This window comes from Bacillus halotolerans, assembly GCF_001517105.1.
GTDB classification, from domain to species: Bacteria; Bacillota; Bacilli; order Bacillales; family Bacillaceae; genus Bacillus; species Bacillus halotolerans.
This window is the reverse complement of record NZ_LPVF01000008.1, coordinates 484,498-511,030: the sequence shown is the minus strand read 5'-3', so window position 1 is coordinate 511,030 and position 26,533 is coordinate 484,498. Positions and strand designations below refer to the sequence as shown.

General features: G+C 43.2%; 23 protein-coding genes and 2 pseudogenes. 10 read left to right on the top strand and 15 right to left on the bottom strand.

Going from position 1 to position 26,533, the window contains the following annotated elements:
- Positions 1–61: 61 nt before the first annotated feature.
- Positions 62–1,390, bottom strand: a complete 1,329-nt coding sequence (locus AU387_RS05020; RefSeq protein ID WP_082687837.1) for an arsenic transporter — start codon at positions 1,388–1,390, stop codon at positions 62–64.
- Between the two features lie 210 nt (positions 1,391–1,600).
- Complete coding sequence (alsR, locus tag AU387_RS05015) at positions 1,601–2,509, bottom strand: acetoin biosynthesis transcriptional regulator AlsR (protein WP_059335090.1); 909 nt, start codon at positions 2,507–2,509, stop codon at positions 1,601–1,603.
- Positions 2,510–2,666: 157 nt separating this feature from the next.
- On the opposite strand from alsR, the gene alsS reads away from it, so the two are divergent.
- The 3 genes from alsS (at position 2,667) to AU387_RS05000 (ending at position 5,835) form a co-directional block, all read left to right on the top strand.
- A complete protein-coding gene (gene alsS / locus AU387_RS05010; protein ID WP_024123079.1) occupies positions 2,667–4,379 on the top strand; it encodes an acetolactate synthase AlsS in 1,713 nt (570 codons plus the stop codon).
- Positions 4,380–4,441: 62 nt separating this feature from the next.
- Positions 4,442–5,209, top strand: coding sequence for an acetolactate decarboxylase (gene budA, locus AU387_RS05005; protein ID WP_059335089.1), 768 nt, complete (start codon positions 4,442–4,444; stop codon positions 5,207–5,209).
- A 98-nt stretch (positions 5,210–5,307) separates the two neighbouring features.
- The gene (locus tag AU387_RS05000; RefSeq protein WP_059335088.1) at positions 5,308–5,835 is read left to right on the top strand and encodes an NAD(P)H-dependent oxidoreductase; all 528 of its coding nucleotides are present in this window, start codon (positions 5,308–5,310) and stop codon (positions 5,833–5,835) included.
- 41 nt (positions 5,836–5,876) lie between these two features.
- Here the strand turns inward: AU387_RS05000 and AU387_RS04995 are convergent, their stop codons facing one another.
- The 8 genes and pseudogenes from AU387_RS04995 to AU387_RS04960 form a co-directional block, all read right to left on the bottom strand.
- Positions 5,877–6,173 carry a DUF3892 domain-containing protein gene (locus AU387_RS04995; RefSeq protein WP_024123076.1) on the bottom strand — a complete coding sequence of 99 codons (297 nt, stop codon included), beginning with the start codon at positions 6,171–6,173 and terminating at the stop codon, positions 5,877–5,879.
- Between the two features lie 165 nt (positions 6,174–6,338).
- Complete coding sequence (locus AU387_RS04990; RefSeq protein WP_059335087.1) at positions 6,339–6,875, bottom strand: SH3 domain-containing protein; 537 nt, start codon at positions 6,873–6,875, stop codon at positions 6,339–6,341.
- 108 nt (positions 6,876–6,983) lie between these two features.
- Positions 6,984–7,902: pseudogene (gene rbsB / locus AU387_RS04985) on the bottom strand (ribose ABC transporter substrate-binding protein RbsB).
- A gap of 11 nt (positions 7,903–7,913) precedes the next feature.
- Positions 7,914–8,884 (bottom strand): annotated as a pseudogene (rbsC, locus tag AU387_RS04980) (ribose ABC transporter permease RbsC).
- 1 nt (position 8,885) lies between these two features.
- On the bottom strand, positions 8,886–10,367 hold the full coding sequence (locus AU387_RS04975) for a sugar ABC transporter ATP-binding protein (protein WP_059335084.1): 1,482 nt from the start codon (positions 10,365–10,367) through the stop codon (positions 8,886–8,888).
- Positions 10,368–10,381: 14 nt separating this feature from the next.
- Positions 10,382–10,777 carry a D-ribose pyranase gene (rbsD, locus tag AU387_RS04970; RefSeq protein WP_059335082.1) on the bottom strand — a complete coding sequence of 132 codons (396 nt, stop codon included), beginning with the start codon at positions 10,775–10,777 and terminating at the stop codon, positions 10,382–10,384.
- Entirely contained in the window at positions 10,774–11,655 is an 882-nt protein-coding gene (gene rbsK / locus AU387_RS04965; RefSeq protein ID WP_059292406.1) for a ribokinase, read from the bottom strand. Before rbsK ends, rbsD begins: the two co-directional genes overlap by 4 nt.
- Entirely contained in the window at positions 11,648–12,637 is a 990-nt protein-coding gene (locus tag AU387_RS04960) for a LacI family DNA-binding transcriptional regulator (RefSeq protein WP_044159578.1), read from the bottom strand. Before AU387_RS04960 ends, rbsK begins: the two co-directional genes overlap by 8 nt.
- Before the next feature lie 798 nt (positions 12,638–13,435).
- Between AU387_RS04960 and pgsB the strand changes: the two genes are divergently transcribed.
- The 5 genes from pgsB to AU387_RS04940 all read left to right on the top strand — a co-directional run bounded on the left by pgsB (position 13,436) and on the right by AU387_RS04940 (position 17,823).
- Positions 13,436–14,617: a poly-gamma-glutamate synthase PgsB gene (gene pgsB / locus AU387_RS04955; protein ID WP_019715925.1), complete on the top strand. Its 1,182-nt coding sequence runs from the start codon at positions 13,436–13,438 to the stop codon at positions 14,615–14,617.
- Between the two features lie 14 nt (positions 14,618–14,631).
- Complete coding sequence (gene pgsC / locus AU387_RS04950; protein WP_010332116.1) at positions 14,632–15,081, top strand: poly-gamma-glutamate biosynthesis protein PgsC; 450 nt, start codon at positions 14,632–14,634, stop codon at positions 15,079–15,081.
- Between the two features lie 18 nt (positions 15,082–15,099).
- Positions 15,100–16,242: a capsular polyglutamate synthetase PgsA gene (gene pgsA, locus AU387_RS04945; protein ID WP_044159574.1), complete on the top strand. Its 1,143-nt coding sequence runs from the start codon at positions 15,100–15,102 to the stop codon at positions 16,240–16,242.
- A 14-nt stretch (positions 16,243–16,256) separates the two neighbouring features.
- Positions 16,257–16,424, top strand: coding sequence for an extrachromosomal elements maintenance protein EdmS (edmS, locus tag AU387_RS20355; protein WP_044159572.1), 168 nt, complete (start codon positions 16,257–16,259; stop codon positions 16,422–16,424).
- Between the two features lie 157 nt (positions 16,425–16,581).
- The gene (locus AU387_RS04940) at positions 16,582–17,823 is read left to right on the top strand and encodes a C40 family peptidase (RefSeq protein WP_082687836.1); all 1,242 of its coding nucleotides are present in this window, start codon (positions 16,582–16,584) and stop codon (positions 17,821–17,823) included.
- A gap of 35 nt (positions 17,824–17,858) precedes the next feature.
- Here AU387_RS04940 and AU387_RS04935 read toward each other — a convergent pair whose 3' ends face one another.
- Positions 17,859–18,719: a Cof-type HAD-IIB family hydrolase gene (locus AU387_RS04935; RefSeq protein ID WP_044159568.1), complete on the bottom strand. Its 861-nt coding sequence runs from the start codon at positions 18,717–18,719 to the stop codon at positions 17,859–17,861.
- A 157-nt stretch (positions 18,720–18,876) separates the two neighbouring features.
- The gene (locus tag AU387_RS04930; RefSeq protein ID WP_059335078.1) at positions 18,877–19,863 is read right to left on the bottom strand and encodes an LCP family protein; all 987 of its coding nucleotides are present in this window, start codon (positions 19,861–19,863) and stop codon (positions 18,877–18,879) included.
- 333 nt (positions 19,864–20,196) lie between these two features.
- On the opposite strand from AU387_RS04930, the gene AU387_RS04925 reads away from it, so the two are divergent.
- Complete coding sequence (locus AU387_RS04925) at positions 20,197–21,570, top strand: sugar porter family MFS transporter (protein WP_059335076.1); 1,374 nt, start codon at positions 20,197–20,199, stop codon at positions 21,568–21,570.
- Positions 21,571–21,616: 46 nt separating this feature from the next.
- Here the strand turns inward: AU387_RS04925 and gerBC are convergent, their stop codons facing one another.
- Genes gerBC through gerBA form a run of 3 tightly spaced genes read right to left on the bottom strand, consistent with a single transcriptional unit; the run spans position 21,617 to position 25,301 of the window.
- Positions 21,617–22,741, bottom strand: a complete 1,125-nt coding sequence (gerBC, locus tag AU387_RS04920; RefSeq protein ID WP_044159561.1) for a spore germination protein GerBC — start codon at positions 22,739–22,741, stop codon at positions 21,617–21,619.
- On the bottom strand, positions 22,738–23,844 hold the full coding sequence (gene gerBB / locus AU387_RS04915; RefSeq protein WP_059335074.1) for a spore germination protein GerBB: 1,107 nt from the start codon (positions 23,842–23,844) through the stop codon (positions 22,738–22,740). The genes gerBC and gerBB overlap by 4 nt, the downstream gene beginning before the upstream one ends.
- A gap of 5 nt (positions 23,845–23,849) precedes the next feature.
- Positions 23,850–25,301: a spore germination protein GerBA gene (gene gerBA / locus AU387_RS04910; protein WP_059292412.1), complete on the bottom strand. Its 1,452-nt coding sequence runs from the start codon at positions 25,299–25,301 to the stop codon at positions 23,850–23,852.
- A gap of 268 nt (positions 25,302–25,569) precedes the next feature.
- Between gerBA and manA the strand changes: the two genes are divergently transcribed.
- A complete protein-coding gene (gene manA / locus AU387_RS04905; RefSeq protein WP_059335073.1) occupies positions 25,570–26,520 on the top strand; it encodes a mannose-6-phosphate isomerase, class I in 951 nt (316 codons plus the stop codon).
- Positions 26,521–26,533: the final 13 nt, after the last annotated feature.

The following is a 26,533-nucleotide window of genomic DNA, read 5'->3' as shown; positions in this document are numbered from 1 at the left end:
ATACTGAAAATAAACTGCCCTCGAATAAATAGCAGAAGGCAGTTTTTTATTTCATACACTGCTAAAGAAATAACCAACTGATCCAAAAATATAAACATGTTAACGTAAAAAGAACAGTCAGCGGAATGATTAAAATGGTCGTTTTTAAATATTCGCCCCAAGAAATACTTTCATCATGCTGTTTTAAAATATGCATCCAAATAAGTGTTGCTAATGTTCCTATAGGTAATAATAAGGAACCGATATCACTGCCGATAATATTTGCCAAGTAGATGATTTTTGCTGTTGATGGATTCAGGCTCATTTCTGTTAAGGTAAAAGTACTGATCATTAAAGCTGGATGGTTGTTAAATAGATTTGAAAAAATTGAGGTAGAGATACCAGACGCGAAAGTAGCATGGGCGAGGCTTCCAGAAACCACAGGTTCGAAATGACTCACAAGTAACTCAGTGAATCCTATATTATGCAGTCCATAAATGAGGACATACATAGTAAAAGCAAAAATAAAAATATGCCAAGGTGCCTTGAAGAACAAGTCCCTGGGAGAGGTTTTGAAATAAACCCATCTCCAGGCCAAAAGGATAATCGATCCGATGACAGCGACAAGAGGAACGGAGATACCGGTATATGACGCGGCAAATAAGCTGATTCTGACGAGAAAAACAAATGCGAGTACAAATAACATTATCTTTGTTTGATTTCGTTCCGTTATCGGAGCTGATGGCGAATGAAGGGGATGGTACCTTCTGTGTCGCAGAGACTGAAAATGGTTCGGTATATCTGGCAGGCTTTTAGGAAGACGTTTATAAAAGAAAATAAACAGTAGGCAAGCCATAAAAATGAGTCCCATCATACTAGGGACAAACATCATGGCAGTGTGCAGGTATAGATCCATTCCAATCATTTTGAGAGAAATTAAATTTACAATATTACTTACGCCGATCGGTGCGCTGGAGGCTGTAGCTATTAAAACGCCGCTTATTAAATAAGGGGTTTTTTGATGTTTTTTCAAACCTAAATATTTTAAAACCAGCAAAAGGATAGGGGTTGTGATCAAAACGCTCCCATCATTATTTAGGAAAATGGTCATTAAAAAGCAAAGTGAATTGGTTAACCAAAAAAGCTTGATGCCTGATCCCCTGGATTGTTGGAGCAGCTTTGCAGCCACCCAATAAAAGAATCCAAAACTTTCTAATGCAATGGCCATGATCATAGTGGCAAGAATTGTGACTGATGCACCCGTGACTTTTGATCCTATTTCTCCTAAGTCGGTCAATGACACACTTCCGCATAATAACACCATTAAAGCGCCTATTGTCGCGGGGATAGCTTCATTTAATCCTTTCGGCCTCCAGAAAATAAAAATCATTGTTATGAAAAAAGCGAGCAATGTTAATATACTCGTGAACTGTGTAATATATTTCACCTCTCTATCTATCATTCTAAAATCAAACGATTGTCATGCGCTTACTAGTATCCTTGCCAACTATTTGTACTGTATGTATACGTATACTGATATGAAGTTGTACTAAGCGATTATATTATATTAATTAAAATTCCATGAGAATCCCAAAAGAAAAAAGAGTTTGCAAGTATCATTTCAGGTACTTGCATCACTCTCTTTAGTTCTTAACTGCTGACAATTTGAAATATTAATAAATTGCTTCAAAAGCGGATTTTGATTGTCTTTGAGATAGGCGATAACCCATTCGGCATTCAGCTGTATTTTATCTATTGTTCGATAAGTCACATCCAAGTTAAATAATTTTTTAGCTGAGGAAGGTACAAATGTAATCCCGATGCCGGCGCTGACTAATCCAATTACCATTTGATATTCAGTCGCTTCTTGTACAATATTTGGCTTAAAGCCAGCCTGCTCACAAAATTGGATGAAATCAATGTATAAAGTAGGCCATGCTTCCTTGGCTACAGTAATAATCGGTTCATCTCTCAAATCTTCAATTGTAATGGCTTCCTTAGATGTTAACGGGTGTTGTTTAGGCAAAGCTAAAACACAAGGGCTGCTTTGGGCGATTTCAGTATGCAATGCTGTGTGCTGTAAAGGAGGATGAAGTATACCAATATCAATGTTGCCCTTTAGCAGCTCCTCTTGCTGCCTAAACGAGGATATTTCACGTAATTCTATTTTTACTGATGGGAATTTTTTACGATATTCCCGGACAATCGGCGGCAGAAATTCATATGTAGCTGATCCGACAAAACCGATAACGAGATGGCCGTGCTCGCCGCGAGCCGTCCGCTGTGCCAATTCAATCGCTTGATCAATTTGCATCAAAGCCGTGCGGCAGTGATTTAAAAATATTTCTCCGGCTGCGGTTAGCTCCACAAATCGTTTTGTCCTCTTCAGAAGCGTCACCCCGACTTCTTTCTCCAGCTGTTTGATCTGCTGGCTGAGAGGAGGCTGTGTCATGTTCAGCCGAAGCGCAGCTTTCCCGAAATGAAGCTCTTCGGCAACTGCGATAAAGTATTGAAGGTGGCGAAGCTCCATCAATATGCATTCCTTTCTTAGGTTAATAATTCGTAATACATATTAATCATAAGTCGAATTGATATTGGAGGTCAATTTCCAAAGAGTGTATAGTGAAACGTATCACAAGATTTATTTAAATTTTTATGTTTAAAATGCATAATAAGGAGTGAGGGTGTTGACAAAAGCAACAAAAGAACAAAAATCCCTTGTGAAAAACAGAGGGGCGGAGCTTGTTGTTGATTGCTTAGTGGAGCAAGGTGTCACACATGTATTTGGCATTCCAGGTGCAAAAATTGATGCGGTATTTGACGCTTTACAAGATAAAGGGCCTGAGATCATTGTTGCACGGCATGAACAAAATGCGGCATTTATGGCGCAGGCTGTAGGCCGTTTAACTGGAAAACCGGGAGTCGTTTTAGTCACATCAGGACCGGGTGCTTCTAACCTGGCAACGGGACTGCTGACTGCAAACACTGAAGGTGACCCTGTCGTTGCGCTTGCTGGGAACGTTATCCGTGCCGATCGTTTAAAACGGACTCATCAATCATTGGATAATGCGGCGTTATTTCAGTCGATTACAAAATACAGTGTAGAGGTTCAAGACGTAAAAAACATACCGGAAGCTGTTACAAATGCATTTAGAGCAGCGTCAGCAGGTCAGGCTGGGGCCGCTTTTGTGAGCTTTCCGCAAGATGTTGTGAATGAAGTCACAAACACCAAAAACGTGCGTGCAGTGGCAGCGCCAAAACTTGGCCCTGCACCAGATGATGCAATCAGTGCGGCTATCGCAAAAATCCAAACAGCAAAACTTCCTGTTGTTTTAGTCGGAATGAAAGGCGGAAGACCTGAAGCGATTAAAGCGGTTCGCAAGCTTTTGAAAAAGGTTCAGCTTCCATTCGTAGAAACATATCAGGCTGCCGGGACTCTTACAAGAGAGTTAGAGGATCAATATTTCGGCCGTATCGGTTTATTCCGCAACCAGCCGGGCGATCTGCTGCTTGAGCAGGCTGATGTTGTTCTGACAATCGGCTATGACCCAATTGAATACGATCCGAAATTCTGGAATGTCAATGGAGACCGGACGATTATCCATCTGGATGAGATTCTGGCTGACATTGATCATGCTTACCAGCCTGAGCTTGAATTGATCGGGGATATCCCATCTACTTTGGATCATATCGAACATGATGCTGTAAAAGTGGATTTTGCGGAACGTGAGCAAAAAATCCTTTCTGATCTAAAAGAATATATGCATGAGGGAGAGCAGGTGCCTGCAGATTGGAAGTCAGACAGACTGCATCCTCTTGAAATCGTTAAAGCATTACGAAATGCAGTCGATGATAACGTCACAGTGACATGCGATATCGGTTCACACGCGATTTGGATGTCCCGTTATTTCCGCAGCTATGAGCCGTTAACATTAATGATCAGTAACGGTATGCAAACACTTGGTGTTGCGCTTCCGTGGGCAATCGGTGCTTCATTGGTGAAACCGGGAGAAAAAGTCGTTTCTGTCTCTGGTGACGGCGGTTTCTTATTCTCGGCAATGGAGTTAGAGACAGCGGTGCGCTTAAAAGCTCCAATTGTACACCTTGTATGGAACGACAGCACATATGACATGGTTGCATTCCAGCAATTGAAAAAATACAATCGTACATCTGCAGTCGAGTTCGGAAACATCGATATCGTGAAATATGCGGAAAGCTTCGGGGCAACCGGTTTGCGTGTCGAATCACCAGACCAGCTGGAAGATGTTCTGCGTCAAGCCATGAATGCTGAAGGCCCTGTTATCATTGATGTCCCAGTTGACTACAGTGATAACGTTAATTTAGCGAGTGACAAGCTCCCAAAAGAATTTGGAGAACTGATGAAAACAAAAGCTCTCTAGCACTCTGCGCACCAAGACACTGTTTTCGAAGAACAGCACATTACTAAAGGAGTGAAGGGAATATGAAACAAGAAAGCAACATTCAAATGCTGAGCCGCGGCAAAAAAGAACAGCCCGTTAGCCAAATTTATCAAGTATCAACAATGACTTCTCTTTTAGACGGAGTATATGATGGCGATTTTGAACTGTCAGATATTCCGAAATACGGGGACTTCGGTATCGGGACCTTTAACAAGCTTGATGGAGAGCTGATTGGATTTGACGGCGAATTTTACCGTCTTCGTTCCGACGGCACTGCGACACCTGTGCAAAGCGGGGACCGCTCTCCGTTTTGCTCATTTACGTTCTTTACACCGGATATGACGCACAAAATTGATGCGAAAATGACACGTGAAGAATTTGAAAAAGAAATCAACAGCATTCTGCCAAGTAAAAACCTATTTTATGCCATCCGTATTGACGGATTGTTTAAAAAAGTGCAGACAAGAACGGTGGAACTGCAAGAAAAACCATATGTGCCAATGATTGAAGCGGTCAAAACACAGCCGATTTTCAACTTCGACAACATCAGAGGCACAATCGTTGGTTTCTTGACTCCTGCTTATGCGAACGGAATCGCCGTTTCTGGCTATCACCTGCACTTCATTGACGAAGGACGAAATTCAGGCGGACACGTCTTTGATTATGTGCTTGAGGATTGCACGGTTACGATTTCTCAAAAAATGAACATGAATCTCAGACTTCCAAATACAGCAGATTTCTTTAATGCCAATTTGGATAACCCGGATTTCGCCAAAGATATCGAAACGACTGAAGGAAGCCCAGAATAAAAAAAGCAAGCCCGCACATGTGCAGGGCTTGCTTTTTATTTGGCACTTTACCTGATTTTAGTTAAAATAACATTAAAATGATAAAGGTGTGGGTCTCATTGAAAATACTGGTTTTGGCTGTTCATCCTCAAATGGAAACCTCAGTCGTCAATAAGGCGTGGGCAGAGGAATTAAGTAAACGTGACAATATCACTGTACGGGAGCTTTATAAGGAATATCCGGATGAAGCCATTGATGTTGCCAAAGAGCAGCAGCTGTGCGAGCAATACGATCGCATTGTGTTCCAATTCCCGCTTTATTGGTACAGCTCTCCGCCGCTTCTTAAAAAATGGCAGGATCTTGTGCTGACATACGGCTGGGCCTTCGGGTCAGAAGGGAAAGCTCTGCATGGCAAAGAGCTGATGCTGGCTGTTTCCACAGGAAGCGAAGCGGAAAAGTATCAGGCGGGAGGAGGGAATCATTATTCAATCAGTGAGCTCCTGAAGCCGTTCCAGGCGACAAGCAATCTGATTGGCATGACATATCTCCCGCCATATGTGTTTTATGGCGTGAAATACGCAAATGCTGAGGATATTGCGATCAGTGCAAAACGGTTAGCTGATTATATCCAGCAGCCTTTTTCTTAAAAAAGAAACGCCCTGTCCGGAATGGGACAGGGCTTTCTCTATTAAAAATCGGGTAATTCAGATAGGTTATTATCCTTTATGCCGTCTGGTTCACTTCGTAAAATGTCACGTCCGTATTTATGAAATACATCAACGTGAGCGATCTTTCCCGCTTTTGCTTCTGATAGCGCAGTGGGATAGTCCAGTTCTCTTCCTGTGTTCGTTTTCACCGCGATAATATTGTCTTCCTCATTTCTTCTGACCGCGATAATTTCTTCTTTTCCGGACGTATCAACTGGCTGATCGATATTTGTTTGTTTGGATTTATACGATTCATATGCAGCTTCAAATTGATCCATTTTTCCACCTCCATCCTTTAACGTAAACAAAAATGCTGTTGATCATGTATAGGTTTCGACACGGCATACGACAATATTTCCTAAGAAATATTTTGAATGCGACAATTCAATCCATCATTAGCGAAGAAAAAAGGGATTCCGTTCTGTAAACGGAATCCCTTTCGGTTATTTTGTCATCTGCAGGTCCTTTGTTTTGATATAACCTGTCTTACCGCCGTAATCTGCATAGACCCAATCAAAGTCAAAGCCGCCTTTTTTTGTTTTACTCCAGCCTAAAAAAGATACGCTTGTGTTAGCCGGGAGTGTCTTGATGCTTTTTCCTTCAGCGGATGTATATGCTTTCGTCTTTGTTTTGGTTTTTATCGTTGTTGCTGCCTTTACAATGTAATGAGTGGAGACAAAGCCTGTCTTTCCGTTTTTGTAATGAACCTTTGCCCAATCAGCATTTGAAAACGAAATGAGCTTTAAGCTGTCGCCCAGATGAAGGGTGTCGGCTTTAGCGCTTGTAGCGGAGGCCTTTGTTCTGACATTCAGAGCCTCTGCTGAAACCAAGTAGGAATCAATCGGATAGCTGTATAAATCATCAATGCTTACGTTTGTTTCTGGCTGTTGTGCATGAATTGTGTTTGCGCCGCCGGCAGAAGCCGCAGTTATTCCGGCTGCAAGTGCAAGTGTAGACAGTATTTTCATGGGTTTGTTCATTGCGTTCCTCTCCTCACATAAGAGAAATAATCATTTCTATTATTCCTTTCACGTTTTGGCCGGTTGCTAAACATAAAAAAGGATCAGATAAAGATCTGATCCTTTGCATTATTTTTTCGTTTCCAGTTTCAGAGGTGCTGATATTGTTTTCTTAACTTTCTTTCCATGTAAAATCTGATCCGCTGCTTCCGTTGCCAGTTTACCGATCAATTCAGGCTGCTGAGCGACAGTGGCTGAGAGCTTACCGTCTTTAATCGAAGAAATGGCATCCTTATTTCCGTCAAAACCGACGACTAAAATTTCTTTGCCGGAGCTGTTAATCGCTTCGAGAGCTCCAAGCGCCATTTCATCATTATGAGCGAAAACCGCTTGGATATCCGGGTGTCCTTGGAGCAGATTTTCCATGACAGTCAGGCCTTTAGTGCGGTCAAAGTCAGCTGATTGTTTTGTGACAACGTCCAGCTTTTGATCTGCGATTTTGTGAAAGCCTGAACCGCGTTCCCGTGTAGCTGAGGCACCCGGAACGCCTTCAAGCTCCGCCACCATAGCACCTTTTCCAAGCTTGTCTGCGATGAACTCTGCGGCCATTTCTCCGCCTTTTACATTGTCGGAAGCCACGAGGGTTTCTACTTTGCCTTGTTCAGCGGACCGGTCGATTGAGACGACAGGCACACCGATCGAATTTGCAGACTCTACTGCCGTTGAAATAGCCGAAGAATCAGTTGGATTGATTAACAGGGCATCAACGCCTTGCTGAATTAAGTCCTCCACATCACTAGTCTGCTTGGAGGAATCATTTTGGGCATCGACGATGATGACCTTCATTCCGCGCTTTTCCGCTTCTTTTTCAATTCCCTTTTTTTAAAGAAACAAAAAAGGGATTGTTAAGCGTTGAGATCGACAAGCCAATGGTAAATTCCTTTTTCTTATCTGAGTTTGACGGCTTCGCCCATTGGGGAGGCTCAAGCGAACAGGCGCTCAATACAAACAGTGACAGCGCCAAAATGACGGATACAGCCTTTTTCATGTAAAACCCTCCTATGCTGACTTTTTGCGGTCTAATAATACCGCGATTAAAATGACAATCCCTTTAACAACCAGCTGATAAAATGATGAGACGCCAAGCAGGTTGAGTCCGTTATTGAGTGTGCCGATAATCAGCACCCCGATTAACGTTCCGACAATGCGCCCGCGGCCCCCGGAAAGACTCGTTCCGCCTAAGACAACCGCTGCGATGGCATCCAGTTCATATGATTCTCCAGCTGTCGGCTGTGCCGAGTGGAGACGGGAAGTCAAAATCGCGCCGGCAAGGGCGGATAATAGACCGGCTAAAGCATAAATCATGACTTTTACATGTGTGACTTTTATGCCTGAGATGAGTGCCGCTTTTTCATTGCCGCCAATTGCGTATGTCCGGCGCCCGAACGGCGTTTTGTGTAGCAGCACCCAAAGGATAACAAAGGCGAGAACCATTGTAATTGCAGGTACTGGAATTCCTAAGAAATAACCGCGGCCGAACAGCTGAAAGGCATAGTTAGTGCCAAGCCCTGTGATCGGGTTTCCGTCTGTATACACAAGAGTAAGTCCGCGGAAGACAGTCATGGTCGCAAGCGTCGCGATAAAAGGGGCCATTTTCCCTTTTGTGATTAACAGTCCGTTGATCATCCCGAGAAGAGCGCCAATCAGACAGCCTATGATGACGGCGAGAATCGGGTCGGCACCAGATACAATCATACCCGCGACTAAGGCGCTGGACAGGGCGAGAATAGCCCCGACAGAAAGATCAATGCCGCCAGTTAAAATAACGAAGGTCATGCCGAATGCGATCAATCCGTTAATCGCCACCTGCCGTAGCAGGTTTAAAATATTCAAAGGCTCAAGAAAGCTCGGGTTTAAAATCGATACGATCATAACGAGAATAAATAAACCGAGAAACGGGCCGAGCTTCTGCATGACGCCATCGAAGTGAATCTGTTTTTTTCTGATTGCTTCAGTTGTTCCGTTTTCATGTTACCGCCCTCCCGTGGCAAGTGTCATAATTCGTTCTTGTGTCGCTTCACGCGCTTCGATGTCTCCGCTGATTCTGCCTTCATGGACGACGATGATTCTGTCACTCATCCCGAGTATTTCCGGCAGCTCTGATGACACCATAATGATGCCGACACCGCGTTCAGTGAGCTCATTCATCAGCGTATAGATTTCCCGTTTCGCGCCCACATCCACGCCTCTTGTCGGCTCATCCAATATGAGCACTTTTGGGCCGATACCGATCCATTTGGCAATCACGACCTTTTGCTGGTTGCCGCCGGACAAATGGCGCGCGTGCGTTTCTGGTGAAGCCGTTTTGATGGTCAGGCGTTTTATGAGAAGGTCTACAAACGCTGCTTCCCGCTTGTGATCAATGATGCCCTTTGGAGAAAAACTGGCTAAATTGGGCAGCGCAATATTTTTCCGAATCGATGTGTCGAGCAGCAGTCCTTCATCCTTGCGGTTTTCCGTAATAAAACCGAGCCCTTTTTTCACAGCATCATACGGATTTTTAATCGCAGTCTTTTTTCCTGCAATCCAAATCTCACCCGAATCGAGCCGGTCAATGCCAAACAGTCCTCTCATTATTTCTGTTCGTCCGGCTCCCATTAAACCGGAAACGCCGACAATTTCACCGGAACGGACATAAAAGCTGATATCTTCAAAGCTTCCTTTTGAGGAGGCGTTTTTCACCTCAAATATTTTGTCTCCGAGTGAAGGGACGCGTTTAGGATACCGTTCCGTCAGCTCACGTCCGACCATTTTTTTCACGACCTCGTCAAAATTGGTTTCTGAAATGTTTGTTGTATCAACGGTTTTTCCGTCACGCATAATGGTGATTCTGTCGCAAATCGTAAAAATTTCTTCCATTCGATGTGAGATGTATACAATGGAAACACCGTTCTTTTTTAAAGCCGTAATGACGTCAAACAGCTTGCTGATTTCCCGTTCAGTCAAAGCCGCGGTAGGTTCATCCATAATGATCACCTCGGCATTTGTCATGAGCGCTTTTGCGATTTCAATCATCTGCTGCTGTCCGACAGAACATTCACCCGCTTCTTGATCAAGTGAAAGAGAGACGGATAGTTTATCAAATTGTTCTTTTGCTAGCGCTTTCATTTTTCTAGTTTGTAAAATACCAAATTTCGTTGACATTTCTTTTCCGATAAATAGATTCTCAAGTACGGACATGTCCGGCCAGATATTCAGTTCCTGATGGATGAAGGCGATTCCGTGCTGCTCGGCTTCCTTTGGGTTGGAGAAATACGTCTCGTTACCATTTATGGTGATCCGTCCTTTGTCCAGTTTGTGCAGACCAGTCAGGATGTTCATCAGGGTGGACTTGCCGGCGCCGTTTTCTCCCATCAGTGCGTGAACTTCGCCAGGCTTGAGCTGAAAGGACACACCTGAAAGCACCTGGTTTTTTCCGAATGCTTTATGAATGTCATTCATTTCGATTTGCATATCGGTCCTCCTTTCTAGAAAAGCACACCCGCCTGCAGGATGCAGTTGGCGTATGGTGTGAATTCTCCTGTTCGTATGACAGCTTTAGCTTCTTTAGTCAGCTCCTTAAATTCCTCGTGGGGAAGGCAGTCAACTGCCTCTTCAGAAAAAAGGGTTTCTATAAAACTCGCATTCTCTGGATTGGATACCTTTATTTCGGATGCGACAATTACTTTTTCAACCGCCATTTCATCTGCCAGCACTGCGGCTACATCCCGGAAAGCCGGGAAACCCGGCTTCAGTGAGAGATCAATTTTCAGGACGCCGTCAGGAACGGGAAGCCCTGCATCAGCGATGACAATTTTGTCAGTATGGCCAAGGTCAGCCAATAGCTTGGCAAGATGACTGTTCAGTATACCGTGTTTTTTCATGACAGCAGCTCCTCTACTTCTTTTCTGGACGGCATCCCGCCTTGAGCGCCGAAAGAACATACAGATAGGGAGGCGGCGCGGTTTGCGAACCGTAATGCAGCTTCAATATCTTTTTCCTCCGCCAAGGCCACAGCAAGAGCCGCGTTAAACGTATCACCCGCCCCGGTTGTATCGACAGGCTCAACAGGGAAGGAAGGGATGATCCGCTCTTTGCTGCCGGATGAATAGCGCACGCCTTGTTTGCCTTCAGTGATAAAGAGCTTCGCCGGATAAAGCGCCAATGCTGCAGAAACCGTCAGTTCCGGAAATAAGATCGCCGCCTCATGTTCATTCGGCGTAAGATAGGTGGCATGGTCAATGGTTTCCTGCTTCAGCGGGCGGGCCGGTGCCGGGTTAAGCATGATCGGGATGTCGTGAGAATGGCAGTATCTGCACACTTCATCAACCGTTTCTTCCGGGATTTCCTGCTGAATCAGAACCATATCGATATTTTCAAGCTTTTCAAGAGCGTCTATCGCATAAGATGGGGTGATCTCATCATTTGCGCCTTTAACGACGACAATACTGTTATCACCTTCGGCAAGCACGATGTGGGCGGTGCCGCTTTCTTTATGTGTAACCGGTTCCATATAATCGGTGCGAACACCGTTTGCTTTTAAATTATTCATGATGGCTGTTCCATAATGATCGTCACCAACCTTGCCAATCATAAAAACATTGGCGCCGAGTCTGGCGGCGGCAACAGCCTGATTCGCGCCTTTACCGCCCGGCACAGTTTGAAATGAAGTACCCAGCACGGTTTCGCCCGCGTTTGGGCGTTTGTCTGAGGTGACCACCAAATCCATAGAACAGCTTCCTATCACACAAATATTACGCATCGTTTTCTTCCTTTCTTGTCGTGTTTCTTCTTATATACATGACGGGCATTTGAATCGCCGTTTCTGCGAGAGGCTGTTTTTTTATGATGCTCAAAAGAAGTTTAGCCGCTTCTTTACCCATGTCATATGCCGGCTGTTTAATCGTTGACAGCGGCGGAAACAGCAGCTCGCTTTGGGGAATATCATCGTAGCCGATAATTTGAATATCCTCGGGCACTTTTTTCCCGCGCCGTAAAGCTTCATGCAAAACAGCCGCTGCTTGAATGTCATTACTGGCAATTACCCCGTCTGTCTCAGGATATAAGACAAACAGCTCCTTTGCCAGTGCCTGTGCATCCTTAAAAGAAAAGGACGCCGTCTCGATGATCTGAAAATCAACACCCGCCTGCTGTAATACCTCTAAAGCGCCGTGAAAGCGGTCTTGGGCAGTGGGCAGGTGAGCAGGGCCCTTCAGGAGCGTAATGTGTTTGCTTTTTCCATGAACAATTGCTTCCGCTGCTAATTTCCCTCCGGTATGTCCGTCACTGGATACAGAAGGAGCGCCTTCAGGTGTTCTGTCCAGGAAAACGACTGGCTGATCAATGCCGCTGTATTCCTCAAGATGCGGATAATTTGTTGCAGCAATAATACCTGCGACATGATTTTGTTTAAAGGTTTGAAGGTATTCAAGTTCTTTATTTAATTCCTCGTCACTGTTGCCGAAAATAAGCCGATAGCCTTCCCGGTTCAATTCATCCTCCGCGCCGCGGGCAAGCTGGGGGAAGAAAGGGTTTGTAATGTCCGGAAGCAAAAGCCCGATCAGCCTGGATTCTCTTTTATAAAGAGACCTGGCGACTTCGTTCGGATAATAGTTCAGCTTCTCCATGGCGGCCATCACACGTATTCTCGTTTCTTTATGCACATAACCGTTGTCATTCAGAACGCGGGAGACCGTTGCAACTGAGACGCCCGCGGCTCCCGCGACATCTTTAATTGTAGCCAACACAGCTCCTCCTCATGTATGTAACCGTTTACATAGATAGATTATCATGAACATTCCGTTATTGGCAATAAGAAAAAAATAAAACATGGCGATAGAGCAAACCGAACTGTAAATGGTGTATAAATATGAGAATTTAAAGATCATCACGCTTTTTTTGACAAAGTCTTCACAAATCTGGATGAACATTTCATGAACGAATATTAAGTTTTATTAAAATTGTTTCAAAGTCATGCGTTTAGACCTGTAAATAGGATGAAACAGATTAGACTATCCGCCCAGGAAATGTTTAATTATGTTAGAGAACCTGGACCTGTTTGTTTGCCGTTTTTATTGCAGGGGCCATTAGTCAATTTGGAATGGGCCTAATATTGTCTATTCCGTGCAGAAAGGATGACATTATGACCTTATCCTTAAGAAACAGGCAGAAATAATTTTGTGTTCATAAGAACCGGAAACACGCATTGTATCAGCAAAAGCCTGATATACCGGGCCGGAAAAAAGATTGATTTGAAATGCATATTAAACTGAACATTCAAGGCGTGACTAAACGTCCAGAAGGAAATCATTTGGTAAATGAAAGCGCATTCGTTTTTAGTATTAAAAAAATCGATAAGATGTAAGTCCTGTCAATTTCCAAAAATAGAAAACACTTTGTAGGTACAAAATCTCTTTCAAAAGAGAAGTTTGGCTCAGTAGATTAGGGGAGATTATGTTACATAATGCCGATTGAGAATTCATAGTGATTCTATATACTGATGAATGAATTTACAACAATATAGAAGGAGATGTCGATAAGCAATGTGGTTACTCATTATAGCCTGTGCTGTCATACTGGTCATCGGAATATTAGAAAAACGGCGACATCAGAAAAACATTGATGCCCTCCCTGTTCGAGTGAATATTAACGGCATCCGAGGAAAGTCCACTGTGACAAGGCTGACAACCGGAATATTAATAGAAGCCGGTTACAAAACTGTCGGAAAAACGACAGGAACAGACGCAAGAATGATCTATTGGGATACACCGGAGGAAAAGCCGATTAAACGGAAACCTCAGGGACCGAATATCGGCGAACAAAAAGAAGTCATGAGAGAAACGGTAGAAAGAGGAGCCAACGCCCTCGTCAGTGAATGTATGGCCGTTAATCCGGACTATCAAATTATCTTTCAGGAAGAACTTCTTCAAGCTAATATCGGTGTCATCGTAAACGTGCTGGAAGACCATATGGATGTCATGGGACCGACGCTAGATGAAATTGCGGAAGCGTTTACCGCTACTATTCCTTATAATGGCCATCTTGTCATTACAGATAGTGAATATACCGAGTTCTTTAAACAAAAAGCCAAAGAGCGAAACACAAAAGTCATCATTGCTGATAACTCGAAAATTACTGATGAATATCTTCGTAAATTTGAATATATGGTATTCCCTGATAATGCTTCTCTCGCATTGGGTGTGGCTCAAGCACTCGGCATTGATGAAGAAACAGCGTTTAAAGGAATGCTGAATGCGCCGCCAGATCCGGGAGCAATGAGAATTCTTCCGCTGATCAGTCCGAGCGAGCCTGGGCACTTTGTTAATGGGTTTGCCGCAAACGACGCTTCTTCTACTTTGAATATATGGAAACGTGTAAAAGAAATCGGTTATCCGACCGATGATCCGATCATCATTATGAACTGCCGCGCAGACCGTGTGGATCGGACACAGCAATTCGCAAATGACGTATTGCCTTATATTGAAGCAAGTGAACTGATTTTAATCGGTGAAACAACAGAACCAATCGTAAAAGCTTATGAAGAAGGTAAAATTCCTGCAGACAAACTGCATGATCTGGAGTACAAATCAACGGAAGAGATTATGGAATTGTTAAAGAAAAGAATGCACAACCGTGTCATATATGGCGTCGGCAACATTCATGGTGCCGCAGAGCCGTTAATTGAAAAAATCCACGAATATAAGGTTAAGCAGCTCGTAAGCTAGGAGGAAATGCAGACATGTTCGGATCAGATTTATACATTGCACTCATTTTAGGTGTACTACTCAGTTTAATTTTTGCGGAAAAAACAGGGATTGTGCCGGCAGGGCTTGTTGTACCGGGGTATTTAGGACTTGTGTTTAATCAGCCGGTCTTTATTTTACTCGTATTATTAGTCAGCTTGCTCACCTATGTCATTGTGAAATTCGGTTTATCCAAGTTTATGATTTTGTATGGACGCAGAAAATTCGCTGCCATGCTGATCACAGGAATTGTCCTGAAAATTGCCTTTGATTTTCTATACCCGATTGTACCATTTGAAATCGCAGAATTTCGAGGAATCGGCATTATCGTGCCAGGTTTAATCGCCAATACCATTCAGAAACAAGGATTAACAATTACGTTCGGAAGCACGCTGCTATTAAGCGGAGCGACCTTTGCTATCATGTTTGTTTACTACTTAATTTAATGTAAGGTGTGTCAAACGATGAAAAAAGAACTGAGCTTTCATGAAAAGCTGCTGAAGCTGACAAAACAGCAAAAAAAGAAAACCAATAAGCACGTATTTATCGCAATTCCGATCGTTTTTGTCCTCATGTTTGCTTTTATGTGGGCAGGTAAAGCAGAGACGCCAAAGGTTAAAACCTATTCAGATGACGTTCTTTCAGCCTCATTTGTAGGCGATATTATGATGGGGCGCTATGTTGAGAGAGTAACGGAACAAAAAGGGGTAAGCAGTATTTTTCAATACGTTGAGCCTATCTTTAAAGCATCAGACTACGTAGCCGGAAACTTTGAAAACCCGGTAACTTATAAAAAGAACTATAAGGAAGCAGAAAAAGAAATTCATTTGCAGACAAACAAGGAATCCGTAAAAGTCCTGAAGGATATGAATTTCACGGTCCTTAACGGCGCGAATAACCATGCCATGGATTACGGCGCACAGGGCATGAAAGATACACTTGAAGAATTTTCGAAACATAACCTTGATATCGTTGGGGCTGGATACAGCTTGAGCGATGCGAAAAAGAATATCTCATATCAAGAAGTAAATGGGGTAACTATCGCAACCCTTGGATTCACGGATGTATCCGGCAAAGGTTTCGCGGCTAAAAAGAATACACCGGGCGTGCTTCCCGCAGATCCGGAAGTCTTTATCCCTATGATTTCAGAAGCGAAAAAACATGCTGATGTCGTAGTTGTACAGTCACACTGGGGACAAGAGTATGATAATGATCCGAATGATCGTCAGCGCCAATTGGCAAGAGCTATGTCTGATGCAGGTGCCGATATCATCGTCGGCCATCACCCGCACGTCCTTGAACCGATCGAAGTCTATAACGGGACCGTCATTTTCTACAGTCTGGGGAACTTTGTGTTTGACCAAGGCTGGACAAGAACCAGAGACAGTGCGCTCGTGCAGTATCATTTGAAGAAAAACGGAACGGGACACTTTGAGGTAACGCCGATTGATATCCATGAAGCGACACCTGCCCCGGTTAAAAAAGGCAGTCTGAAACAGAAAACAATTATTCGCGAACTGACGAAAGACTCTAATTTTGCATGGGAAGTAGAAGACGGAAAACTGACTTTTGATGTCGATCACAGTGACAAACTAAAATCTAAATAATGGAGTGATATAAGATGAAATTTGTCAAAGCCATCTGGCCATTTGTTGCCGTTGCAGTCGTGTTTATGTTTATGTCAGCTTTCAAATTCAACGATCAGCTGAGTGATCAGGAGAAGCAGAAAATCGATACAGAAATTCATAAAATTCAACAGCAGGAAGAAACGGCAAACGCCGCTAAATAACACACAAAAAAAAGAGAATGTCTTACGAGACATTCTCTTTTTTTATTTGTCATTTCGAAAGCCAGCATATTCATTCTGTAAAAATATGAAAAAGTCTCTTAACATATCTAGAAAAATACCGATGTTAAAACTGCAAATAGAGGAGGAGATAATAAAAGTGAACACACTGGCAAACTGGAAGAAGTTTTTGCTTGTGGCCGTTATGATTTGTTTTTTGGTTCCTATTATGACAAAAGCGGATATTGCGGAGGCTGATGCAAAATCTGACCTGATCATCAGTGAAGCAAAGAAACTGCTTGGGTATAAGTATAGATACGGCGGTGAAACACCGAAAGAGGGCTTCGATTCATCTGGATTGATTCAATATGTTTTCGGTCAGGCTGATATTCATCTGCCGAGATCTGTGAACGACCAGTCAAAAGTCGGAATGGCAGTAAAGCCGGCAGATCTAAAACCAGGTGATATTTTATTTTTCAAAAAAGCGGGAAGCAGCGGGACTGCACCGACACACGCCGCTCTTTACATTGGAGACGGGCAAATGATTCACAGCACCCTATCAAAAGGGGTTATCGTAACAAACTACAAAAAAAGCAGCTATTGGAGCGGCTCTTATATTGGAGCGAAACGAGTCGCTGCCGATCCGGAGACTGCTGATGTGGCTGTTGTGCAGGAGGCCGAAAAATACCTCGGCATTCCGTACGTTTTTGGCGGAAGCACGCCGTCAGAGGGCTTCGATTGCTCAGGGCTTGTGCAATATGTCTTTAAACAGGCGCTTGACATCTATCTGCCGAGATCAGCAGAGCAGCAGTGGGCAGTAGGCGAGAAGGTGGCGCTTCAGAACATGAAACCCGGTGATGTCATCTATTTCAGCAATACGTATAAAACAGGAATTTCGCATGCCGGCATTTATGCAGGAGGCGGAAGGTTCATTCAGGCGAGCCGGTCTGAAAAAGTAACCATTTCCTACTTATCAGAGGATTATTGGAAATCTAAGATGACAGGCATCCGCCGGTTTAACAACCTGACGATTCCGAAAGAAAATCCGATTGTGTCAGAGGCGACGCTCTATATCGGGGAAGTTCCTTACAAAAAGGGCGGGGTTTCTCCAGAAACAGGATTTGATACTTCTGGCTTTATCCAATATGTTTACCAGAAAGCGGCAGGCATTTCACTGCCCCGATACGCGACGAGCCAGTATAAAGCGGGAACAAAGGTTGATAAGGCTGACCTGAAACCGGGGGACATTGTCTTTTTCCAATCAACAAGCTTAAACCCGGCCATCTATATCGGAAATGGCCAAGTCGTTCATGTCACATTAACAAATGGTGTAACCATTACCAATATGAATACGAGCACGTATTGGAAAGATAAATACGCGGGAAGTATTCGCGTGCAATAAAAAACAAAGACTCCAGAATCTCTGGAGTCTTTTCTTTATGCATATTGGCCGGATAGAAGCTGGTCTATAAAGTGGGCCACGCCATTTTCATCATTGCTTTTCGTCACGTAAGTGCTTTTTTCTTTCAGTTCATCAATCGCATTTTCCATGGCGATTCGGTGTCCCGCCACTTCGAACATGGATAAATCATTCGGACTGTCACCAATCGCATAGATATCTTGCGTCTCAATTCCGTATTTGCCGGCAAGCTCAGTCAGCGCGCGCCCTTTGCCGGAAGAGGCTGGAAGAATTTCGATAATGTGCTTTCCGGAAGAGGTTTGCGCCAGTTTTTTATGATGCTTCAGTTCTTCCTTCGCATGTCTCAGTTTTTCCATATCAAAGGAGAAGCAAAGGAGCTTGTAAATGTTTTCGCTGCCGTCGAAAATCGATTCGATATGCGGGATCGGTTTGATGCCGAACTGCTTGAACTGGGTCATGGCTCCTTTCCACAATTCATCCATGTTTTCATCTGGATTGGCGCTCCTTAAAATGTCAAGCTCTGCTTGAAGCTTAGATTCGCCGTCAAAAGGAGAAAGCAGATGGTCATCTGTATAGACCTCGAAGTAAATATTTTTTGAGAGCAGGTAATCAGCAATCGCTTTGCCGGCCTCTTGATCCATTAATGTCCGGCTGATCAGGCTATAGCCTTTGTCATGAACCGTTCCGCCATTTGCCGCGATGATAGGGATATCCAAGCCTTCCAGCAGCGCTTTAACATCAAACGTTGCTCTTCCTGTGCAAATGGTAACGAGGATACCCGCATCAAGCGCCCGCTTGATAGCCGCTCTGTTTTCATTAGAAATGATGCTTTCCTTATTCAGCAATGTACCGTCTAAATCAATTGCTATTAATTTCATATGTAGGGGAAACCTCCTTAATAATGAAGCTGCTTCGTGTAGTATGTTCAGCTTTCATACGAAACATAAACCATATAGGACAAGGCTAAACCTTACGATCCTATTTTTCAACAATATGAGTAAAAAAAACGGAATGGTAAAGTCCATTCCGTTAAAATCAGTCATTTATGTCATTCTTTAATTCGGTTTTTATTTCTTCTAACTTTTCATTATCAAGTTGTAAATAATAAAGTTTTTTACGCTCTCGAGAGCTGTAGAGATAAATATCTGATCCTGTAAGCTGTTCAGTATCAACTGATTTTAAAGAGGTTATAAAAGGAAACAAACCGATTGCATCATGTAGAGATAAATTCATCTTTAAATTTTTCCCTAAACTATCAACAATATCATCATATGCTGGAATAGAGCTTAATGATCTAGATTTTTTTATTATAGCATTTAAGACTTCCATCTGTCTTTGTCCTCGTTGGAAATCAGTATCAGCTTTACGTGTCCTTACATATGCAAGCGCTTCTTCACCGTTTAGAGTTTGAACGCCAGTTTTTAACACAACTTTTCCTTTTGTGTCTTTTTTAATTTGATTAGCGATTTTTTCGCTCTTCACATCTATACTAACTCCATTTAATTCATCGACGACGTCTTTAAAAGCATCAAAATTACTTTCTATAACATAGTCAACTGGAATATCTAGAAGGTTTTCAACGGTTTTTGCTGAGAGTTTTACCCCTCCATATGCGTGGGCATGTGTAAATTTATCATAACCATAACCGGGAATGTTGACATAAGAATCCCTTGGAATACTTAGCATCGTTGCTGTTTTATTTTTTCGATTAAAAGTAACTAAAACATTAGCATCACTTCGAGCATCGTCAACCGTCTCACCTTTTGAGTTTCTTGAATCAATACCTAGAAGTAATACAGTAAATGAATCTTTCTTGGGGTCAAATTCTTTGATACGTTTAACCGATTGACCATTATCATTTAGATCGATATGCGCTTGTTTTGATGCATTGTTTAACTTTACATAAGCGTAGGTACCGATAGAACCTGCTGCAATCATTAAAATAACAACGAAACCAATTAATAATTTGACCCATTTTCTCAGACGTCTCTTTTTCTTTTTACGCTGTGATCGTTCTTCCATATCCATACCTCTCATTTCTTTAATATTTGAAGAGTACCATTCATTTTGCTATAGGACAACTCTTAAAAAGACATTTTTCGATAAAAATTCCTATATTTATAAGTTCTAACACGTGAAAAATGATATTGATGATGTGCTGAATCACCTTCTATTGGACGCCACTGGGGAAAAAAATGTTTCGGTGCAGTTGAAAAAAACGCCAGTAAATTAATGGATATTAGATGTCTGTACGTCTGCATAGGTTTATTTGCCGGAAAAATAGGCTAAAAGATTTCTAAAAAACTCCGTGGACAGTACCATTGGATCACTGATTGGAGAAAGGGAGTCATTTCTATGAAGAAGCAGTCAAATATATGGCTTTATTTTTTCGGCGCTCTTGGTGGCGCTTTATACGGCTATGATACCGGCGTCATTTCGGGAGCCATTTTATTTATGAAAAAGGATTTAGGCCTCAACGCCTTTACAGAGGGACTTGTTGTCAGCTCTTTATTAATCGGAGCGATACTCGGTTCCGGAGCGGCTGGCAAGCTGACGGACCGTTTTGGCAGGAAAAAAGCGATTATGGCTGCCGCGCTGCTGTTTTGTATAGGCGGATTGGGAGTTGCGCTTGCGCCAAATACAGGAGTGATGGTGCTCTTTAGAATCATTCTGGGACTGGCAGTCGGAACATCGACAACGATCGTGCCGCTGTATTTGTCTGAGCTGGCGCCAAAAGAGAAACGGGGTGCGCTGTCGTCCCTCAACCAGCTGATGATTACGGTCGGCATCCTGCTTTCCTATATCGTCAATTACATATTTGCCGATGCGGAAGCGTGGCGCTGGATGCTTGGATTGGCTGCCGTACCATCATTGCTCCTGCTCATTGGTATTTTGTTTATGCCTGAGAGCCCGCGCTGGCTGTTTACAAATGGTGAAGAGGGCAAAGCGAAGAAAGTTCTTCAAAGATTGCGGGGAACAAAGGATATTGATCAGGAAATCCATGATATTAAAGAAGCGGAAAAAGAGGACGAAGGCGGTCTGAAGGAGCTGTTCGATCCGTGGGTGCGCCCGGCGCTGATTGCCGGATTGGGACTGGCGTTTCTGCAGCAATTTATCGGTACGAACACAATCATTTATTATGCGCCGAAGACCTTTACAAACGTCGGGTTCGGAAACTCCGCCTCTATTTTAGGAACGGTCGGAATCGGAACAGTGAATGTTCTTATGACTCTTCTCGCCATTAAAATCATTGATAAAATCGGCAGAAAGCCGCTGCTGTTATTCGGGAATGCAGGCATGGTGATCAGCTTGATCGTCCTGGCTATGGTGAATCTCTTTTTCGATAACACCCTGGCCGCATCATGGACGACAGTCATTTGCTTAGGCGTGTTTATCGTTGTGTTTGCCGTCAGCTGGGGCCCGGTTGTCTGGGTGATGCTTCCTGAACTATTTCCGCTTCATGTGAGAGGCATCGGGACTGGGGTCTCCACCTTGATGCTGCACGCTGGAACTTTGATTGTTTCACTAACCTATCCAATTTTAATGGAAGCGATCGGCATCAGCTATTTATTCCTGATTTATGCTGCGATCGGCATTATGGCGTTTCTATTTGTCCGGTTTAAAGTAACAGAGACGAAAGGAAAAAGCCTTGAAGAAATCGAGCAGGATTTGCGCGATAAAAACGGTCAGGGAGGACCGGCAGGTAAACAGCAGACAGCGGGAACGTAAATCATATTCAAAAGGGTGCTGCCAACAGGCGCACCCTTTTTGCTGCTTACCTTCCAACCGTTCCAAAATTAATGATTTTGAACGAAATATCGTATGTGAACTCTGCCTCAGTGAACGTTTCATCCCAATGCCCTTTTACTTTATTCCAGTAATCCGGGTATTGAATCCGAACGTAGTCAGATAAAAAGATAGGGTCTGCTTTATACGTATGCTGCAGCTGATCCATAATCTGCTTGATATCGTGTTTCAGCTTTTTCTCAAAAATGTTTTCCAGCTTACGCAAATAACTCTCGCTAAAAGAATTTTCTCTTGGACTTTGATCTTCTGTCAGAATGCCTGTTGTTTTGACAGAAATATGAAAGACAGGCTTTCCATTCTGAATGGCAGGTTTGATTTTTGATTTGGACTTCTTAATCTCAAATGTAATCGGAGATCCTTTTTCTTCCGCCGGCATGACGCCGCCTTGGATCGTCCCCATTACCCATGTCAGCGCTTGTGTTTCATCCGCTGAAAGAAATCCGACGAGTTTATTGCTGCCGCTTTTAATAATGCCAGCCCCGTCATACTTTGCTTTTCCCTTTTGGTTTTTCACGGCTTGAATGAGAAAACTGTAGCCGTTTTGGCAATAGATAGAAGCTCTTCCGATCCGAAGCGGTATCATAATTTTCCCGTTATATCCGCTGTTGTTTGTCAGATCAATCAGCTTTTCGGAAGGCATCGGCAGCTGCTGCTTTGGACTTCCTTCCGTGAAAATGTCTCCAGCTTCCCCTCTGGCTGCCATCAAATAGCTGCTTCTCCTCAGCTCATCATCCCGGATAAAATGGTTGAACAATTGATCGATATTTTGATTTTTCATTAGCTTTTCTCCCAAAAGAATCACTTTCAAATGATCGCTATAGATAGGAGGGTCCTTGATGGATACATCACTGACCGCTTCGAGAATGGTTTTCCCGCGGGAGGTCACATTGACAAATTCCGGTTTTCCTGATGATTGGCTGTCTTCACTTTGGGGAAGAAGGTTTTGATAGGTTAATTTATACTGATGGTCATCAGTTTCATCGATAGCAAGTCCTCTGGCGAAAGACAGTTTTTCAATATTTTTGACATCCCAGCATCCGCAGAGCAGCTGCAGCATCAGAACCATTGCTGCAAGCTTTATAATTGTCTTCATTGCAGCTGACCCCTCCCCAGCTTCTTCTGTACCCAGCTCAAAAACCAGATGAGAAATGGTATGATAATGACACCTAAAAATGCATATCCGAGAAGTGAACCGTAATAAAACACGGCATTCAGATCGTCAGGAAGCATTGTGAAGAAAAATGTAACAGCCAGCAGTGCAGCAAGCAGCCACGGATTGTTTTTATTTTTTAGGTGAAAGACATCTGTTAATCCGATATGCGCGCCTTTAAAGGAGCCGAGCATACATGCAAATTGCTGAGCTGTCCAAGTCAATTGTAAAAACAGATCAAATCGTTCAATAAAAATCCCTGGGATTTCTAATGCGTGGATGAGTGAAATGGTCGGCCACGTCACTGTTTTAGCTTCAGCCACACTCATACAGCCAATGACAATAAACAAAGTAATGCTGTAGAAAACAGTTGAGGTTGCAATGCCTAAAGCGACAGCTTTTTTAACCTTCTTCGGATCTTTCATAAAGGGAATGAGATACAAAATGACTTCAAATCCTGAAAAATATAAAAGGGTTTTAGGAAATAAAGAGAAAAAGCTTTGATAACCGCCTTCAAAAACGGGTCGGATAAAATCTAACTGAAACAAACGAAAGCTAAACATCAGAAGCATCAGAAAAATAATAATAGTAATAGGAAAGATATACGCATATACCTTCGCAATGGGGTAAACGCCTCCGGCCACATGATAGATGGCAACCGCCAGAAAAATAATGACGACAACCGCCATCGGCGTGTTTTTTAATAGAAAGAATGCGACAACCTCTCCCAAGACCCGGGCTTGAAAGCATACGATACCGATAAAATAAAGGGTAATAAATAAATTCAAAAAGAAACCGATCAATTTTCCGGCTGCAATGCTGTTGAGCTCAAAAATCGTTTTTCCGCTGTTTCGTTGAAGAAAAGGCAAAAATAACAGAGCATAAATGATAAAAATAACGCCCTGAAGCAGGATCATAATCCATCCGCTCGGACTTTCGGTTTCAGCGGCTGAGCGGGGAAGGGTTAAGACACCGGCACCGATCATTGTACTGCTTACCATAATAAGCGTCTGCATAAATGTAAGCTTGTCCTCTGATTGCATCATAGCCATCACCTTTGTCTGATTTTATCTTTTGTGTCTTTACGGGTAGGTCTCCTTTTTAAAAATAGGGTAGGGATGCGAATCACAGTGTCCTTTAAATCTTGTCCGGGCTGTGCCATTATGGGAATAATGTAATCTTGGCCAAAACTTTTCAGTCGCATCAAGTGGCCGATCACAAACAGAAAGACCATGATGACGCCATACATGCCAAGTATCGCGGCACTTATCATACCCGCGATGCGAATAATCCGCAGCGGAAAGTTAAAGGCGTATGAAGGAACGGTGAATGATGCCAATGCGGTAATTGATACAACTATGACCATCAGTGCGCTGACGATTTGCGCCTGTACGGCTGCCTGTCCAATGACAACGCCTCCAATAAGCCCAATCGTCTGCCCGATCGGTTTTGGCAATCTTAAACCGGCTTCCCTGATCAGTTCTATCGTAAATATCATAATAAAGGCTTCGACAAAAGGCGGAAAGGGTACATTCAGCCTGCTGCCCGCAATCGAAATGGCCATTCTCGTCGGCAAAAGACCGGTGTGGAAGGAAACGAGAGAAATATATAAGCCGGGCAAATAAATGGTAATCAGGATGCTTGAATAACGAAGCAAACGAATAAGAGACATTGTAATCCAGCGCTGGCTGTAATCATCCGGTGAATGAATAAATTCATCCACCGTTGCCGGTACAATCAATGCAAATGGTGTACCATCTACTAATATGGAGACTCTTCCTTCTAACAATGAGCTTTCTACACGATCAGGCCGTTCTGTGCTTAAAATCGTGGGAAAGATTGAAAAGGGTTCATCTTCAATGAGCTGTTCAAGTGTGCCTGATTCCGGCAAATCATCTGTCGTGATGGCTTTCAGCCGTTTAAACACTTCTTTTATGACATAATCAGGTGCAATATCCTGAATATAAGCGACAGCTATCTTTTTTTTCGTCCTTTTGCCTATTGTCATTTCTTTTATGACGAGATTAGGGTCACTTGTCCGCTCTCGCAAAAGCGCCGTGTTTGTCCGCAATTTTTCAATAAAGCCAATCTTCGGCCCGCGTTCCACGATTTCTGAGGAAGGCTCTTCAAGGTTGCGCGTCATTAACGTTTTCGTGTCAAATGCCAGCCCCGCGCTGTAACCGTCGGCCAGCAAAATGGTATGTCCGGTAAAAATGAGCTGCTGTATTTCTTTTATTGTAGAAACAACGCTGTGATGATAGCCGAAAAAGAAAGCGGATAAATCTTCAATCAAGCCTTCTTTTTGAGCTAATGATTCTTTTTGTAAAGGAGAAATGACGTATTGCGCCAGAAGCTTATTTTCTGTCAAACCGTCAATATACAGCAGGCAAGCCTTCTGTCTGCTGTCTCCGAAAGAAAACGTATAAAACACGATATCGTCGTTTTGCCCCAATTTTTTTTTCAGTGTTTCTATATTGTGCTGGAGATCAGAGTCGATTTGCATAGTTTCTCTCCTTTATAAAAACATATTGACGGTTTTTCTTAATTTGTATCAAAAAAGGAGAATTATTCTTCATAAGGAAAAGGCTGAAACAAACCTTCTTTTGAAAGTGATATAATAAAAAGGAAGCGTTTTCTCAAAAAAGGGATCATTGATACATAATGCTTTGTACATATGTTGTCATTGAAAAGCAGACAGACATAGGGGCGTTTGTAAGGGGCACGCATCGGGAAAATAATGATCAGCCATTTAAAGGGGAGGGGTACGGATCATGACGCAATCACCGATTTTTTTCAAGCCAGTGTTTAAAGAAAGAATCTGGGGCGGCACCGCTTTACGCGATGTCTTCGGGTATGACATTCCATCAGAAACAACAGGGGAGTGCTGGGCCATTTCCGCTCATCCAAAAGGACCGAGCACTGTTGCGAATGGCCCGTATAAAGGAAAGACATTGACCGAGCTTTGGGATGAGCACCGGGAATTGTTCGGAGGCGTGGAGGGAGGCCGGTTCCCGTTACTGACGAAGCTGCTGGACGTAAAAGAAGATACGTCAATTAAAGTCCATCCCGATGATTATTACGCTGGAGAGAACGAACAGGGAGAACTCGGCAAGACGGAGTGCTGGTATATTATTGACTGCAAAGAAAATGCAGAGATCATTTACGGACATACGGCCCGCTCAAAAACTGAACTTGTCACAATGATTAACAGCGGTGACTGGGAAGGCCTGCTGCGAAGAATCAAGATTAAGCCGGGTGATTTCTATTATGTGCCGAGCGGTACGATACACGCTTTATGCAAAGGAACGCTTGTGTTAGAGACCCAGCAAAATTCAGATGCCACATATCGGGTTTGCGACTATGACCGTCTCGAACTAAGCGGCAAGCCAAGGGAGCTTCATTTTGCAAAAGCCATTAACGCGGCGACCGTTCCCCATGTGGACGGATATATAGACGAATCAACCGAATCAAGAAAAGGAATAACAATTAAAACGTTTGTCCAAGGGGAATACTTTTCCGTCTATAAATGGGACATTAATGGAGAGGCTGAGCTTTCGCAGGATGAGAGCTTCTTGATATGCAGTGTAATAGAAGGAAGCGGTTCGCTTACGTATGGAAAAGAAACATGCCCGCTTAAAAAAGGCGATCACTTTATTTTGCCTTACAATATGTCCGACTTCACAATTAAAGGCACATGCACATTGATTGTGTCACACATGTAAACTTAATCTCACT

Coding starts and splice junctions, on each gene's coding strand:
- alsR (WP_059335090.1), bottom strand. CDS start 2,509: ATGGAGCTTCGCCACCTTCAATACTTTATCGCAGTTGCCGAAGAGCTT.
- budA (WP_059335089.1), top strand. CDS start 4,442: ATGAAACAAGAAAGCAACATTCAAATGCTGAGCCGCGGCAAAAAAGAA.
- AU387_RS04995 (WP_024123076.1), bottom strand. CDS start 6,173: ATGGATCAATTTGAAGCTGCATATGAATCGTATAAATCCAAACAAACA.
- AU387_RS04990 (WP_059335087.1), bottom strand. CDS start 6,875: ATGAACAAACCCATGAAAATACTGTCTACACTTGCACTTGCAGCCGGA.
- AU387_RS04975 (WP_059335084.1), bottom strand. CDS start 10,367: ATGCAAATCGAAATGAATGACATTCATAAAGCATTCGGAAAAAACCAG.
- rbsD (WP_059335082.1), bottom strand. CDS start 10,777: ATGAAAAAACACGGTATACTGAACAGTCATCTTGCCAAGCTATTGGCT.
- rbsK (WP_059292406.1), bottom strand. CDS start 11,655: ATGCGTAATATTTGTGTGATAGGAAGCTGTTCTATGGATTTGGTGGTC.
- pgsB (WP_019715925.1), top strand. CDS start 13,436: ATGTGGTTACTCATTATAGCCTGTGCTGTCATACTGGTCATCGGAATA.
- pgsC (WP_010332116.1), top strand. CDS start 14,632: ATGTTCGGATCAGATTTATACATTGCACTCATTTTAGGTGTACTACTC.
- pgsA (WP_044159574.1), top strand. CDS start 15,100: ATGAAAAAAGAACTGAGCTTTCATGAAAAGCTGCTGAAGCTGACAAAA.
- edmS (WP_044159572.1), top strand. CDS start 16,257: ATGAAATTTGTCAAAGCCATCTGGCCATTTGTTGCCGTTGCAGTCGTG.
- AU387_RS04935 (WP_044159568.1), bottom strand. CDS start 18,719: ATGAAATTAATAGCAATTGATTTAGACGGTACATTGCTGAATAAGGAA.
- AU387_RS04930 (WP_059335078.1), bottom strand. CDS start 19,863: ATGGAAGAACGATCACAGCGTAAAAAGAAAAAGAGACGTCTGAGAAAA.
- AU387_RS04925 (WP_059335076.1), top strand. CDS start 20,197: ATGAAGAAGCAGTCAAATATATGGCTTTATTTTTTCGGCGCTCTTGGT.
- gerBC (WP_044159561.1), bottom strand. CDS start 22,741: ATGAAGACAATTATAAAGCTTGCAGCAATGGTTCTGATGCTGCAGCTG.
- gerBB (WP_059335074.1), bottom strand. CDS start 23,844: ATGATGCAATCAGAGGACAAGCTTACATTTATGCAGACGCTTATTATG.
- gerBA (WP_059292412.1), bottom strand. CDS start 25,301: ATGCAAATCGACTCTGATCTCCAGCACAATATAGAAACACTGAAAAAA.
- manA (WP_059335073.1), top strand. CDS start 25,570: ATGACGCAATCACCGATTTTTTTCAAGCCAGTGTTTAAAGAAAGAATC.